Origin of the sequence: Pseudonocardia sp. NPDC049154 (genome assembly GCF_040648315.1) — a bacterium.
Lineage (GTDB): Bacteria > Actinomycetota > Actinomycetes > Mycobacteriales > Pseudonocardiaceae > Pseudonocardia.
The window spans coordinates 905-14,583 of record NZ_JBEZDN010000169.1; the positions used below are offsets into that span (position 1 = coordinate 905).

At 75.8% G+C, this 13,679-nt stretch carries 11 protein-coding genes and 1 pseudogene; 2 read left to right on the forward strand and 10 right to left on the reverse strand.

Features of this window, described 5'->3' with window-relative positions:
* Positions 1-119: 119 nt before the first annotated feature.
* From AB0B41_RS39800 to AB0B41_RS39845, 10 genes are all read right to left on the reverse strand, one after another.
* Positions 120-452 (reverse strand): EthD family reductase, encoded by a 333-nt coding sequence (locus AB0B41_RS39800; RefSeq protein ID WP_358212206.1) that lies wholly within the window; start codon positions 450-452, stop codon positions 120-122.
* A 41-nt stretch (positions 453-493) separates the two neighbouring features.
* Positions 494-1,336 carry an endo alpha-1,4 polygalactosaminidase gene (locus AB0B41_RS39805; RefSeq protein WP_358212207.1) on the reverse strand — a complete coding sequence of 281 codons (843 nt, stop codon included), beginning with the start codon at positions 1,334-1,336 and terminating at the stop codon, positions 494-496.
* A complete protein-coding gene (locus AB0B41_RS39810) occupies positions 1,333-1,998 on the reverse strand; it encodes a spherulation-specific family 4 protein (protein ID WP_358212208.1) in 666 nt (221 codons plus the stop codon). The genes AB0B41_RS39805 and AB0B41_RS39810 overlap by 4 nt, the downstream gene beginning before the upstream one ends.
* Entirely contained in the window at positions 1,995-3,464 is a 1,470-nt protein-coding gene (locus AB0B41_RS39815) for a hypothetical protein (protein WP_358212209.1), read from the reverse strand. Before AB0B41_RS39815 ends, AB0B41_RS39810 begins: the two co-directional genes overlap by 4 nt.
* Entirely contained in the window at positions 3,461-5,491 is a 2,031-nt protein-coding gene (gene pelF, locus AB0B41_RS39820) for a GT4 family glycosyltransferase PelF (RefSeq protein WP_358212210.1), read from the reverse strand. Before pelF ends, AB0B41_RS39815 begins: the two co-directional genes overlap by 4 nt.
* Positions 5,488-7,506, reverse strand: a complete 2,019-nt coding sequence (locus tag AB0B41_RS39825; RefSeq protein WP_358212211.1) for a hypothetical protein — start codon at positions 7,504-7,506, stop codon at positions 5,488-5,490. Before AB0B41_RS39825 ends, pelF begins: the two co-directional genes overlap by 4 nt.
* A gap of 3 nt (positions 7,507-7,509) precedes the next feature.
* On the reverse strand, positions 7,510-8,442 hold the full coding sequence (locus AB0B41_RS39830) for an NAD-dependent epimerase/dehydratase family protein (RefSeq protein WP_358212212.1): 933 nt from the start codon (positions 8,440-8,442) through the stop codon (positions 7,510-7,512).
* Between the two features lie 257 nt (positions 8,443-8,699).
* Positions 8,700-9,185 (reverse strand): DUF2771 family protein, encoded by a 486-nt coding sequence (locus tag AB0B41_RS39835; protein WP_358212213.1) that lies wholly within the window; start codon positions 9,183-9,185, stop codon positions 8,700-8,702.
* A gap of 10 nt (positions 9,186-9,195) precedes the next feature.
* Positions 9,196-10,965 (reverse strand): MFS transporter, encoded by a 1,770-nt coding sequence (locus AB0B41_RS39840; RefSeq protein ID WP_358212214.1) that lies wholly within the window; start codon positions 10,963-10,965, stop codon positions 9,196-9,198.
* A 61-nt stretch (positions 10,966-11,026) separates the two neighbouring features.
* Positions 11,027-11,821, reverse strand: coding sequence for a glutaminyl-peptide cyclotransferase (locus tag AB0B41_RS39845; RefSeq protein WP_358212215.1), 795 nt, complete (start codon positions 11,819-11,821; stop codon positions 11,027-11,029).
* A 72-nt stretch (positions 11,822-11,893) separates the two neighbouring features.
* On the opposite strand from AB0B41_RS39845, the gene AB0B41_RS39850 reads away from it, so the two are divergent.
* The gene (locus AB0B41_RS39850; RefSeq protein ID WP_358212216.1) at positions 11,894-13,195 is read left to right on the forward strand and encodes a DUF3027 domain-containing protein; all 1,302 of its coding nucleotides are present in this window, start codon (positions 11,894-11,896) and stop codon (positions 13,193-13,195) included.
* 20 nt (positions 13,196-13,215) lie between these two features.
* A pseudogene (locus AB0B41_RS39855) lies at positions 13,216-13,679 on the forward strand (hypothetical protein); the annotation flags it as partial.

Below are 13,679 nucleotides of genomic sequence, written 5' to 3' on the forward strand. Positions count from 1 at the left end.
TCCCCGGCAACGCTCGCGGGGGTTGTGGGGCGGCGCGGGCCCCGCAACGTGCCCGCCTCACGGCGGGGCGCGTTATTGGTTCCCCCGCAACAAACACCCCCCCACGGGCGCGTCAGCGCTCAGCCGGGCGTGCCCTCCACGGGCTCGCCGAGCGAGACGGTGAGGCTCACCCCGAACCGCTCGATGATGTCGCCGGCGCACTGCCGCATCGCGGCCCACTCCGGGGACTTCGTGCTCTCCTCGTACGCCTCCCGGTCCGGGAAGCTCATGATCGCGATCCGGTAGGTGGCGGGCTCGCCGCCCTCCAGCCCGTCCGCGGTGCGCGTGGTGACGATCGAGGACAGGCGGGGGACGGCGGAGGCGCGCGGCACGTGGGTGGCCGCGTAGTAGTCCTCGAAGGCCGCCTCGTCCTGCGGCTGCGGTGCCGACCAGAACGCGTAGAGGGTGTACATGCCCTCTGCTTAACAGACGTTCGGCGCCAGGGGCAGTGGTCTCAGGGGCACGTCTCTCGGGGAACGGTGAGTTCGCGGGGCTTGCGGATCGACTCGAACCCCAGCCCCGTCGTCTCCGCGCAGAAGGCGCCGGTGCCCAGGCCGTACTCCACGTGCAGGACCGGCTTCCCAGCCCGGACGAACGGCTCGAGCTTGCCGCACTCGTCGTACTGGGCGCACTGCTCGTTGACGGCGAAGTCGAAGTCCGGCTCCAGGTCGGCGACCTGGTCGAGGTCGTTCTTCAGCCCGATCGTCAGCGACCGTTCGTGCGCCAGCCGGGCGACGAGCCGGTTGTAGGCCAGCTGGTCCTCCGCGGTCAGGTCGAAGCCCGAGTCGTTGGTCCAGCCGTCGACGTTGTCGGCCTCGACGCCGTCGAAGCCCTTCTCGCGGCACAGGTCGAACCGGCTCGCGAGGAACGGTTCGAGCAGGTCGGTGCGGCGGACGTCGTACCAGAACTCGCCCGGCCAGTCCTCGAGCTCGGTGCCGCGGACCTCGGCGGGCAGGGCGGCGGAGTCGGCGCGCCAGTCCTCCGACGCCCCGACGTTGACGTAGCAGATCACCGTCCGCCCGCTCGCCTTCAGCTCCTCGACGACCGACTCCGGGGTGTCGAACAGGTCGATGACGAACGTCTTCGCCGGCACGGAGGTGTCGACGGCGCCCTGCAGCTGGTACTGCCAGCGGGTGTCGCCACCCGCGCCCGACTCCGACGCCGACCCGGGGGTCGTCTCCGGGGCCGGCCCCGACCCGATCGAGCACGCCGCCGACACGGCGATCGAGGCCGCGACGCCCGCGAGCCTGCGCAGCATCCGCACCAGCGCCGCCCCCTCCCGTCCGGGAGCGTTCACGCGACGACCGCCGATCCGGTCGTGCGCGGCAACCCGTCCCACGGGTTCGGGAGCGTACGGTCCGTGACGTACCCGTGGTCGACGCCGGCGTGCACCAGCCACGAACGGGTGGCCTCGATCATCCCTGCGGGGGTGCCGTGCACCAGGTGCCACGTCCGGGCCCGGCCGGTCCGACGCCCGACGGGCCGCTCGGCGCGGTAGGTCTCCCACGACCCCTCGAAGGTCACGACGACGTCGGCGATCTCCAGGTACCCCTCGTCCGGGCGCACCCCGGGGTTGAGCAGCAGCGGCCCGAGGCCGGCGGTGCGCAGGTCGTCCGCGAGCGCGGTGTAGGCGGGCAGGTGGGCGCGACCGGACGGAACCTGGTCGGCGAAGACGCCGCGGACGCCGTACCGCTGCGCGTAGGCACGGGCCTCGGCGACGATCTCGCTGGCGGGCCGGGCGCCGTACGCCGTGTCGACGTACCCGGCCACGACCACGTCCGGGATCTCCGCGAGGTCGGCGCAGGCCCGCCGGTACGCCGGGTCCGTCCAGGTACCGACGCCCGATGCCGGGTTGACCACCACGATCCCGACGGCGCCGGCCCGCGCCGCCGCCGTCAGCCCGGTCCAGTCCGCCGCCTCCCGGTCGGGGTGGAAGTAGGCGGGAACCCCGTCGCTCATCGGTGGTGGACCGGGGTGCCCGCGTGCCGCCGGACCAGCACGGCGTGCACGACCAGCAGGACCGTGGCGACGGCCCCCTGCCAGATGATCGCCGTGACGTCGTCGACGTCGTGGTCGGCGACGAGCTGGAAGGCGAGCAGCGCCGCGACCGCCGCACCCGTCGTCCTCAGCACCGTCTCGATCCGGCCGAGCAGGTTGAGGACCATCCCGGAGAAGACCGCCGTGCCCAGGATCAGGTAGTCGACGCCGAGGACGACGTAGCGGATGTCGTCGAGGTCGAACAGGGCCGCGCTGAGCCCGCCCAGCGCCACGGTGATCGCCGCGAGCGCCGCGGTGAACTGCAGGTGGGCGCGCAGCATGGCCCGGCGCATCCGGCGGGCGAACTCGGCCGTGGTCCGGGACCCGGCGAGCAGCCGCGCAGCAGCGGCGCGGTGGTCGTGCAGCAGCGTCTCCGCCACGCCCATGCCGAGCACCAGCGGCAGCGCGGCGAGGGTGACCGAGAGCGGCAGCGAGTCGTAGTTGCTGACCGCGAGCTCGAACAGCGCCGGGTACAGCACCAGCACCGCGACCATCAGCCCGTACGCCACCTGCAGCACGGCGTTGACGAAGGTGGTGCGCGGGAGCGGCTGCCGGGGACGCGCCGCACCGCGGGTGGCCAGCACGGCGAACACCAGCGCCAGCAGCACGGTCGCGGCCAGCCAGCCCAGCTCCCAGCCGCGGCCGGGCTCGCTCGGGCCGGCGATCGGGGCCGCGATCTCGCCGTCGACGGCGTTGAGCAGCGCACCCACGGCCGCCGGTACCAGCGCGACCAGCAACCGCGCCTCGTTGCCGGTCATCAGCAGGGTGGCCGCGGAGAGCAGGTAGACCGTCTGCCCGACGAGCAGCGCCACCGTCCCGAGCGTGACCTGCATGGTCATCGTCCAGACCAGCGACCCGAACACGGCGACGACGGCGACCACGGTGGCCAGGGCGGCGCCGGCGGCGATCGCGCGACGGAGGAAGCGGCGGGCGGCGGGCACGTCGAGCGCGCCCAGGTAGGACCAGGCGACGTAGCTGACGCCGTAACCGAGCGCCCAGCTCAGCGCGAGACCGCCGATGAGCAGCCCGGACTCGACGTGGTCGCCGGCCGGGAGCAGCGACAGCGCGACCAGCGCCGGGATCGCGTAGAGCAGCCCGCGGAGGTGGAACCAGGGGCTGGACCCGGGACCGTGCGGCAACGCCGGGGCGGGCGGCGGGTCCGCGACCGGCTCGGTCCGCGGGCGGCCGGCGGTGGCGACGCCGGCGTACCCGGCGAGGGCGAAGACGTCCCGGGCCCCGAAGCGCTCCCGGGCCACCCGGTCGTTGATCCCGACGCTCTCCAGCGTCACGGCGACCTCGGCGGGGTGCATCGAGGTGGTCGCGGCGTCCGCGAGCTCCGGCGAGAGCGCGGGCCGGCGCGGGCCGGGGACGAAGGGCGTGCGGCTCATCCGGCCTCACCCACCCGCACGCGCTCCTCCGAGGGCCGGGGCGCCGGCGGCCGCACCGGCCCTCGCGGCTTCCCCGCCGGGCGCTGTGCCTGCGCGGGGATCCGGGTGCGGGGGGCGACCGGGACGATCCGTGACGTCGGCGGGTCGAGCGGCTCCGGGACCCGCGCCATCCGGGCGGTCGGCGGGTCGAGGGACTCGGCCACGGCGGTGATCCGCCAGGTCGAGACCTCCACGGCCTCCTCCCCGGCCGCCGCGACCGCGGTGATCCGCGAGGTCGGCACCTCCACCGGCTCCCTCCCGGCCGCGGCGACCGCGGCGATCCGGGAGGTCGGGATCTCGATCGGCTCGTCGGACGCCGTGGCCGACGCGGGGGCCGCCGCCGACGTCGCGGCAGGGACCGCCTCGATCCGGCCGGTCGGCACCTCGACCGGCTCGACCGGCCCGCCGCCGCGCTCGACCCGCCCGACGGGCGCGGCCGCCGTCACGGGCACGGGCTCGACAGGCGCGGGCCGCCCCGAGAGCCGCGCGGCCGGTCGCACCGACACCGCGGGCGCGAGGGCCCCCGCCGGCACGGGCAGCTCCACACTCGGCGCACCGGTGTGGGCCGGGAGCGGGCGGCGCTGTGCGAGCGAGACGTAGACCGACCGGAAGTTCTCCGCGAACCGCTCCAGGGTGAACAGCTCCAGTGCCCGCCGGCGGCCGCGGCCGGCGAGCTCGTGGCGGAGCTCGTGGTCGCGCAGCAGCCGGATGCACGCGGCGGCGAAGGCGGGCGCGTCGCCGGCCGGGACGACGAGCCCGCCCTCGCCGACCGCCTCGGACATCCCGCCGACGTCCGTCGCCACCGTCGCGCGCCCGGACATGGCGGCCTCGATGATCGTGAGCGGCAGCCCCTCGGACTTGCTGGACAGCACCACGATATGCCCGCGCCGGAACGCCTCGGTCACCGGCGAGACCGGGCCCTCGAAGGTCACCGCGTCCGCGAGCCCGAGCTCGGCGACGCGGGCCTCGCAGCGCCGGGCGTAGTCCTCGTTGCCGGCCGGGACGCCGCCGAACAGCCGCAGCCGCGCCGCCGGGATCGCCCGCCGGACCTGTGCGAACGCCGTGACGAGCAGCTCGATGTCCTTGAGCGGGTCGATCCGGCCGACGAACGCGACCGTGGGCTCGGCCGGCTCCTCGGTGAGCAGCGGCAGGGCTGCCGGGTCCACGCCGTTGTGCATCGTGCGGACCCGCTCCGGCGCCGCGCCGCCCCGCCGGGCCCAGCGGCCGTTGAAGCCGGACACCGGGGCCACGAGGTCGGCGTGGCGGTAGCAGAGCTCGGTGAGCCGCAGGAAGAACCGGATCTGCGCGGCCCGGGCGGCCCGGGAGTCCCCGCTGCGGCGGATCGCCAGCATGCGTTCCCGCAGGTAGACGCCGTGCTCGGAGAGCAGCACCGGGGTGCCGTGCGTCCACTTCGCGAGCAGCCCCATCAGCGCGCCGGGCCCGTTGGCCGTGGCGTGCACGAGATCGGTCTCCAGGACCGGCATGCCCAGCGGGCGCAGGAAGTGCTCCATGAGCTCGGTGACGGCGAGGGCGTCGCCGACCGAGAGCGGCTCGTCGCCGGCTCCGTCCCGGTGCCGGGCCCAGACGTCGACGAACAGGTCGACGGCGCGCTGCCCGCGCAGCAGCGGGACCAGCGGCGTGTCCGCGGCGAGGGCGTGCAGGGCGCGCACGGCGGACTCGAAGCCGACGGCGGAGTGCGGGCCGTCGCCCAGCATCGCCTCGAGCAGCTCCTCGTAGGCGATCGCGAAGCGCGACTCGACCGCCCGCGGCACCCGCCGGGCGCGCGGCGGCGGCGCCCACAGACCGATCCGCTGCACCGCCGTCACGTTGTCCGGCACGGTGAAGACGGCGGGCTCGCGCCCGGACCCGGACAGCGCGACGACCTCGAACGAGACCTCCGGCAGGCCGCGGATCAGCTGCTCGCACCAGCCGCTCACGCCGCCGGACTGGATCGGGTAGGTGCCTTCGGTGACGAGGGAGACCTTCATCGCTGTTCCTCGGTCGTGGTGGGCAGGGTGAGGGTCCGGGGGCCGTCCACGGCGAACCAGCCGGAGCGGACGGTGCCGTAGGCCTCGCCGAACTCCCCGGCGCCCTCGACGCGGGTGCCGGGCGGGGCGGTCAGGGGCACGTCCAGGTGGCCGTCCGTGGTCACGTGGACCACGCCGTCGACCACGAAGGCGTCGACGCGGCCCTCCCCGACGGCGCGGGCGAAGGCCGCCCGGCCGTTCAGCACGTCCCGGGTCGCCGTCATGGTCGGGACCAGCAGTGGCCGGTCCTCGGTGAACAGCGCGCGGTAGCCGCCGAGGACGCGCTCGAGGATCGGGTAGATCGTGCGGTCCTCGGTGAGCTGCGGCTGGTGGACGTAGTGCGGGCGCGGGTCGTTGGCCATGGCGTGCCGCAGCGCGAGGTCGGCCTCGGCCGGCACCACGACGTCCCGGAACCCGGTGACGGGGTCGGCCGGCGTGATGCAGCTGCCGTCGGCCTCGCAGGTCCCGTCGCCGCCGTCGGCCAGGGAGGTGGAGATGAAGTTGTACTGGTCGACGGTCTCGACCTCGGTGGCCGTGTTGAAGTCCAGGTTGATCGGGTGCCGCGGCACGGTGTTCGCGCCGCCGACCATCCGCTGGTCCGGCTCCGACGAGGCGTCGGAGGCCAGGGTGAGGATGCCGGTGTCGTCGAGGGCGTCGGCGAGGTTCGGGTTGTCCTCCGGCATGCGCGGCGGTTTCGCGAGCCCGCCGTGCTCGCCGGTGACGAGCTCGGCCTCGTCGATCGGCAGGCCGTGCCGCCGGGCGAAGTCGATGTTGAGGCGGATCTCGTCGGCGATCGTGCGCCCGCCGACGTGCCGGGTCCAGCCCAGCAGCGGCACCTCGTCGCACTCCCACGGCGTGACCGAGAAGTCCCGCACGCAGCCGAGGTAGAGGTGTGACCAGGTGTGGTTGATCCAGCCGAACTCGCCCTTGGCGGCGACGAGCGCGTCGGTCAGCGGGTCCGCGGCACCGGGTGCGGCGGCGACGCTGCCGCTGCCGTTGTAGGCCATGTCCATGCGGAAGCCGTGCCGGCGCTGCCAGTCCACGGCGAACGCGACGTCGTCGGCGGTCATGCGGATGAGCGGCCGGGGGCCGACCTCCGGCGGGCAGTCCGAGCCGGCCGTGCAGTTCGCCTCGGGGACCCAGCGGGCGTTGGGCAGCAGGACGTCGTCGATGTGCACCGCGAACCAGGCCCGCTCGAGGCCCAGGTGCACGCCGCGGGTCAGCCACCGGACCATGCCCGGCGCGAGCACCTGGAACTGCGAGGAGTCCACCCCGTAGCCCACGGTCAGGACCAGCTCCTCGCGGCCGCCGTCGCTGCGGACGCCGGCCACGGTGAGCCCGCGCGGAGCGCCGGAAGCGTCGACGGTGACCAGCGGCCGGACGCCCGGGAGCGACCGGGCCGCCTCGGCCCAGCTGTCCGGGTGCGGGCTCGGGTCCTCGAACGGGACGGGGCCGCGGGCGTAGCCGAACTCGGCGCCGAGGGCCTCGGCGCCGATCCGGCCGGACAGGCCGTCGAGCGCGCCGCGGAACGCCGGCTCGTCGGTGCCGGCGGCGGGTCCGCCCGCCGCGAGCGCGGAGATCTGCCGGACGTCGAAGCGGCGCTCGAAGGCGTGCAACGCCGCGAGCTCGGCCGCGGACAGCTCCTTCGGCGCCGGGCCGGGCAGCACGACGCCCTGGAACCGGGCGCGCGGCCGGCCGTCGCCCCGGTCGGCCAGGAAGGCCGCGTCGATCCGGGGGCGCGCGGGATCGGCCAGGTCGACGACCTGCACCGGCACGCCGGTGGTGTCGAGCGCGTCGTGGAAGGCCTCGACCTCCCGCGACCCGTCGCTGACGACGAGGACCTGCAGGTCGATCCGGGCGCCGCCCCGCGCCGGCCGGGCGGAGGCCGGGCCCGTGCCCGCGAGCAGCAGGGCGGTCACGAGCAGCACGACGGAGGCGGCGAGGCCGAACGGCCGCCGCGTCACTGCGTGGGACACCGGCTACAGGCTCCGCATCCAGTCGAGAGTGCGGCGCAGGCCCTCCTCGAGGGCGGTCGGCTCCGGCAGGCGCAGGTCGCGCCGGGCCTCCCGGACGTCGAGGCAGCTGCGCCGGACCTCGCCGGCCCGGGCCGGCGCGAGAATCGGCTCGGCGAGCGCGGGGTCCGCGTCCGCGGCGCGCGTGACGGCCGCGATCAGCTCGCGGACGCTCACCTCGCGCCCGGTGCCGACGTTGTAGACCGGCTGCAGCGGGCCCTCGGCCTCGGCCGCGGCCAGGTTGGCCCGGGCGACGTCGCCGACGTAGACGAAGTCGCGGGTCTGCGAGCCGTCGCCGAAGATCGTCGAGCGTCGGCCGGCGAGCACGGCGTCGCAGAAGATCGCGATCACGCCGGCGTCGCCCTTCGGGTCCTGGCGCTCGCCGTAGACGTTGCCGTACCGCAGCGTCACCACGTCGAGGCCCTTGGCCCGGCGGAACCAGCCGGCGTAGGTCTCGACCGTGCGCTTGCTGAGCCCGTAGGCGGACAGCGGCTCGGTCGGGGCGGTCTCGGGCGTCGGCACCGGGGCGTCGGGGCCGTAGATCGCGCCGCCGGTCGAGGTGTTGACCACCCGCCGGGCGCCGGCCGCGTGGGCGGCGGAGAAGACGTTGACCGAGCCGACGACGTTGCGCCAGGCGTCCTCGGCCGGGTCGGCCATCGAGGCCCGCACGTCGATCTGGGCGGCGAGGTGGAACACGACCTCGGGCCCGAAGGCGGTCATCCGCCGGTGCAGCGCGTCGGCGTCCCGGATGTCGATCTCGGCCAGCTCGGCGCTCGCGCCCGGGCCCTTGAGGTTCTCCAGGCGCCCCCGGCTCAGGTCGTCGACGACGAGGACCTCGGCGCCCCCCGACGCCAGGCGCTCCACGATCGACGAGCCGATGAAGCCGGCTCCACCCACCACCACTGCACGCGTACTCGCGGCCACGAATCCCCCCGGGTCGCTCGACTCGGCTGTCCGGTATGTGCAGTTTCAACCGGTTAAGCCCTCTGAATCCCCATCGGGCGGTAAGCGCGCTCTGTTACGACTCCTGGGCAGAGTGGGGCTGTACGGGCGCGTGCGGATACGCCGTTCGGCGCGGAACGGGACCGAGCGGAGTCAGCGACGAGGGCCGGACGGGTGAGGCGGGACACGCACTCGGCGCACCGCAGCCCGGAGGCTCACTGCTGGGCGACGAGCACCCAGGTCGCGCGCGCGGGGTAGTCCAGCTCGCCGGTGTCCGGGTTGGCGACGGGCGCGGCGCCGAGCAGCTGCACCTGGGCCGTGCCGAGGACGTCGCCCGGCTCGGGCAGCGTGAGGGTGTAGCTGGTCTGTGCGTTCGGGGCGAAGACGGGGCTGCGGCCGTCCGTGCGCTGCCCGTCCGGGCCCGTGTACGAGAACACGACCGACCAGGGCGCCTCGGAGACCTCCTCCGGCACGGTCACCTCGACGGGGGTGCCCGCCGGGACCGCGAGCCGGGCCTGGGCGCCCTCGTCGTTGCTGCAGTCCTTCATCTTGAGGTCGCAGAACTGCGCGGGCCCGATCGACTGCGAGGCCTCGCCCGCGGCCCAGGTGACCTGCGGTTTCTCGTCGCTGCCGCAGCCGGCCAGCACGACGGCGGTGGTCAGCGTGAGGGCGGCGAGCAGGCTCCGGCGGGTCCGGGACACGCCCACCAGCCTACGGAGCGCCGGACGCGGCCTCCGACGGGGCGGGCCTGCGCTCGGGCAGCGGCTCCTTCAGGCCCAGGCCCGGGACCAGCGTCTTCCCCCGCCACACGAGCGCCGTCTGGACCCCGACGACGGCGACCACCGCGGCCACCACGGCGAACCCCAGGCGGAACCCGCTGTGCGGGAGCAGCACGCCGAGCGCGCCGCCGGACACCCAGGCCAGCTGCAGCACGGTCTCGGAGCGCCCGAACGCCGACGCCCGGGACTCCTCGGGAAGGTCGCGCTGGATCACCGCGTCGAGGCAGACCTTCGCCAGCGCGCTCCCGGTCGCGGCGACCAGGCCGACGATCGCGGCCGTGAGGATGCCGGGCAGCACGGCGGCCGCCGCGGCCGCGGCGCAGGCGGCCGACACGCAGCCGATGACCATCGCCTCGGCCCGCCCGAAGTGGATGCGCGAGCCCACGCCGTTGCCCAGGAAGGACCCGGCGCCGGCCGCCGCGCCGATGATGCCGATCAGGTAGAGCTGCTGCGCCGCGTCGCCCTGCGCCTGCTCCTTGACGACGAACGCCACGAAGAGGGTGAGGAAGCCGGTCACCACGCGGGCGGCGCCGTTGCCCCACAGCGCGACCACGACCGAGCGTCCGACGGGCCGGCGGCGCGGGCGGCGGGTGCTGCGCAGCCGGGCCGGCACCTCACCCGCGGTGACCTCGACCCAGCGCGGGATGCGGGTGCACAGCAGCGCGCCCACCACACCGAGCGCGGCGGTGTAGTAGAGCGCCCCGGGCGAGCCGAACAGGTACGCGACGCCGCTGGCGACGCCGCCGAAGACCGCCCCGGCGATCAGGCCGAACGTGGTCAGCCGGGAGTTCGTGGTGGCCAGGGTGATGCCCTCGGGCAGCACGCGTGGCGTGACCGCGGCCTTGAGCACGGTGAACGACTTGCTGAGCACCATCGCGCCGAGCGCGGCGGGGTAGAGGATCCAGTTGTCGTAGTTCAGCGCCATGACCACGGCGAGCACCGCGCGGCCGAGCATGGCCACCGCCAGCGCGGCGCGCCGCCCGCGCTGCAGGCGGTCGAGCAGCGGCCCGATCACCGGCGCGACCACGGCGAACGGCGCCACGGTGATCAGCAGGTACAGCGCGACGTTGGTCTTGCTCTCGGCGGTGGCCGCGGCGAAGAAGAGGGTGTTGGCCAGCGCGACGGCCACGGCGGCGTCGACCGCGTAGTCCATCATCGAGGCGTAGGTCAGCGAGGTCAGGCCGGAGCGGTCGGCCCCGTCGGCCGTGGCCGCGCGGCGGAACGTGTTCACCGCCGCGCCCGTGAGCTCGCGGCTGCGCAGCGCGGCGACCCGGGTGACCGTGAGCTTCTTCGGCATCCGCGGCGGGGGCGGGGCCTGCTCCTCGGGCCGTTCCGGGCCGGGGTCGGGCGGCGGCGCGGCGGTGGGCCCGGGAGTGGGTCCGGCAGTGGGTCCGGCGGCTGGTCCGGCGGTGGGCCCGGCAGTGGGTCTAGCCGTGGGCGCGGGGTCGTCGGCCGGGGCCTGCTCGATCCACTCCGCGAACCGGTTCGGCCCCTCGGGCTCGCGGCGGTACTCGGTGGGGTCGTAGTCCGGGTCGTCGTGCCACGGGTAGCGGCGCCGGACGGTCGGGACGTAGGGCGGCGGTTCCGGCCGTGGCGTCTCCGGCGCCGGCTCCGGACCGGGGCGCTGGTGGGGCGCGCCGTCGGCGGTGGCCCAGCGCCGCGCGCGCCCGCCCCACCAACCGGTCCGGTGATCGCGCGCCATGGCCTCATTCTGCCCGGCGGACCGGGCCGGCGCGGCCCTCCGGCGCGGTGATCGCGTCACGTCACCCGGGTAGCCGGACGCGGAACGCGGCGGGCCAGAGCTTGCCCGTGAGGAGGTACTCGTCGCCGCTCAGGTGGGCGATGCCGTTGAGCACGTCCGTGTCCGCCCGGCGGGCCGGGTCGAGCAGCCCGGACGCGTCGACCACGGCGGTCACGGCACCCGTCGCCGGGTCGATGCGGACGATCCGGTCGGTGCGCCACACGTTCGCCCACACCGCGCCGCCGACGCACTCCAGCTCGTTGAGCTCCGGCACGGGGGCGCCGTCGAGCGTGACCGCGACCGAACCGGTCTCGGCGAACGTCGCGGGGTCGTGGAAGCGCAGCCGGTCGGTGCCGTCGGAGCGGACGAGCCGGCCGGGTTCGGCGCAGAGGCCCCAGCCCTCGCCCGCGACCGGGACCTGCCGGCGCAGGGTGAAGGTGGCCCGGTCCCACTCCAGCGCCACGCCGTCCTGCCAGGTCAGCTGCCAGATCGACGGCCCGACGACGGTGATCCCCTCGCCGAACAGGCTGCCGGGCAGCGGGACGGCCCGGCGCACGGCGCCGGTGGCGGCATCGAGCTCGCGGAGCTGGGAGTGCCCGGCCAGGCCGGTGCCCTCGTAGAGCGTGTCGGGGTCGTCGGGGGAGAGCTCCAGGCCCTGGGTGAAGGCGGTCGGGTCGTGCGGTTCCTCGGCGAGCACGACCGGGCGGACGGCCGCGGCGGAGCCGAGCGCCCCGGACGGGGTCGCGGCGGCGCAGGCGGCCACGCCCGCCGTCACGGCGGTGACCGCCGCGACCAGTCCCAGCAGCACCCGTCGCATCGCCCGGGATCCTGCCGCACGGTGCAGGGACGGCGCTCCGACGCGCCCGGCCCGGGTGGCACAATCGACCGGATGAGCGCGATCACCGGGATCGACCCCGAGACCAGCCCCGCGGACGCCCCCGCCGTGCCCGGCCCGCTGGCCGGGGCCGTCGAACGCGCCCGCACCGCCGCCGTCGAGGAGGCCTCCGCGGACATCGGCGAGCACGCCGGTGCGGCCGCCGTCGGCGAGTACCTCGGGTACGTGGTCGAGGACGAGGTCTCGGTGAGCCACCACTTCGCCGCCGACCTCGCCGGGTACCACGGCTGGCACTGGTCGGTCACGCTCGCCGCCCTCGCCGACGGGCCGGTGACCGTCAGCGAGGTCGTGCTGCTGCCGGGCGACGAGGCGATGGTCGCGCCGGCCTGGGTGCCGTGGCAGGAGCGGGTCCGCCCCGGCGACCTCGGTCCCGGCGACCTGCTGCCGACCGACCCGGAGGACTCCCGGCTCGTCCCTGCCTACGTGCAGTCGGACGACCCGGCCGTCGAGGAGGTCGCCGTCGAGATCGGGCTCGGCCGCACCCGCGTGCTCAGCCGCGAGGGCCGGCTCGAGGCCGCCGAGCGCTGGCGGGACGTCCGCGGCCCGGGCTCCGACATGGCCCGCGCGGTCACCGAGGTGTGCGCGACCTGCGGGTTCTTCACCCCGCTCGCCGGGTCGCTGCGCGCCGGGTTCGGGGCGTGCGCCAACGAGTACTCACCGGCGGACGGCTCGGTCGTGTCCGTGGAGTTCGGGTGCGGCGCGCACTCGGAGCTGAAGGTGGAGCAGGGCTCGCCGGTCCACGTCGCCGCGCTGGTCTACGACGACGGGGTGGACCTGGAACGGGTCCCCACCGGTACCGCGGCGCCGACCGAGGTGGAGTCCGAGCCGGCCGCCGACGCACCGGCCGACGCACCGGCCGACGCGCCCGCCACGGAGGCCGCGACCGCCGAGGCCGCCGACGCCGGGGTGGTCGTGGCGGCGGAGGCGCCGCAGGAGTCCGTCTCGCCTGCGGCCGAGGACGCGCCCGCCGCGGTCGCCGACGCCGCCGAGGCACCCGCCGCCACCGCCGCCGTGACCGACACGGACGAGGCGGTGGAGGAGGTCGCGGCGCCGGACGAGACCGCCGAGGCCGCTGGTGAGACCGCCCCCGAGACCGCCACGGGCGAGGTCGCTGCCGAGGTCGCCACCGCCGAGACCGCCGGTGGCGAGGTCGCCGCCGAGGTCGGCACGGACGAGACCGCCGCTGAGCCAGCCACCGCCGAGGCAGCCACCGCCGAGTCAGCCACCGCCGACACCGCGGAGCCCGCCGGTGCCGAGGCCGCGTCCCCCGGGGCCGCCGAGGGCGTGACCTCCTGACCGAGGCCCCGGCGGATCTCGTGGGCACGGATCCGTTCGGCACGGCTGCGCTCCGCGCCGCACTGCTCGCCACCTGGTCCGACTCGCCCACCCGGTTCCGCGAGGACGCCAACGCGGAGGAGGACCTCGTCCTCGGCGGCTACGCCGAGACCTGGTTCGTCGAGCTCGCCCAGAACGCCGCCGACGCCGCGCGCGCCGCGGGCGTGCCCGGCCGGCTGTCCCTCACCGCGGTCGCCGGGGAACTGCGCGTCGCGAACACCGGCGCCCCGCTCGACGCGGACGGCGTGGCCGCGCTGGCCTCGCTGCGCGCCTCCGCCAAACGCGACGACCCCGGCGCGGCCGGGCGCTTCGGCGTCGGCTTCGCGGCGGTGCTCCCGGTCTCCGACGCCCCGCGCCTGGTCACCGCGCCCGGCACCGGCGTGCGGTTCTCCGCGGCCGACACCGCCGCCGCCGTGCGTAGAAATAGGTACAAAATAACCAATAT

Coding starts and splice junctions, on each gene's coding strand:
- AB0B41_RS39800 (WP_358212206.1), bottom strand. CDS start 452: ATGTACACCCTCTACGCGTTCTGGTCGGCACCGCAGCCGCAGGACGAG.
- AB0B41_RS39810 (WP_358212208.1), bottom strand. CDS start 1,998: ATGAGCGACGGGGTTCCCGCCTACTTCCACCCCGACCGGGAGGCGGCG.
- AB0B41_RS39815 (WP_358212209.1), bottom strand. CDS start 3,464: ATGAGCCGCACGCCCTTCGTCCCCGGCCCGCGCCGGCCCGCGCTCTCG.
- pelF (WP_358212210.1), bottom strand. CDS start 5,491: ATGAAGGTCTCCCTCGTCACCGAAGGCACCTACCCGATCCAGTCCGGC.
- AB0B41_RS39840 (WP_358212214.1), bottom strand. CDS start 10,965: ATGGCGCGCGATCACCGGACCGGTTGGTGGGGCGGGCGCGCGCGGCGC.
- AB0B41_RS39845 (WP_358212215.1), bottom strand. CDS start 11,821: ATGCGACGGGTGCTGCTGGGACTGGTCGCGGCGGTCACCGCCGTGACG.
- AB0B41_RS39850 (WP_358212216.1), top strand. CDS start 11,894: ATGAGCGCGATCACCGGGATCGACCCCGAGACCAGCCCCGCGGACGCC.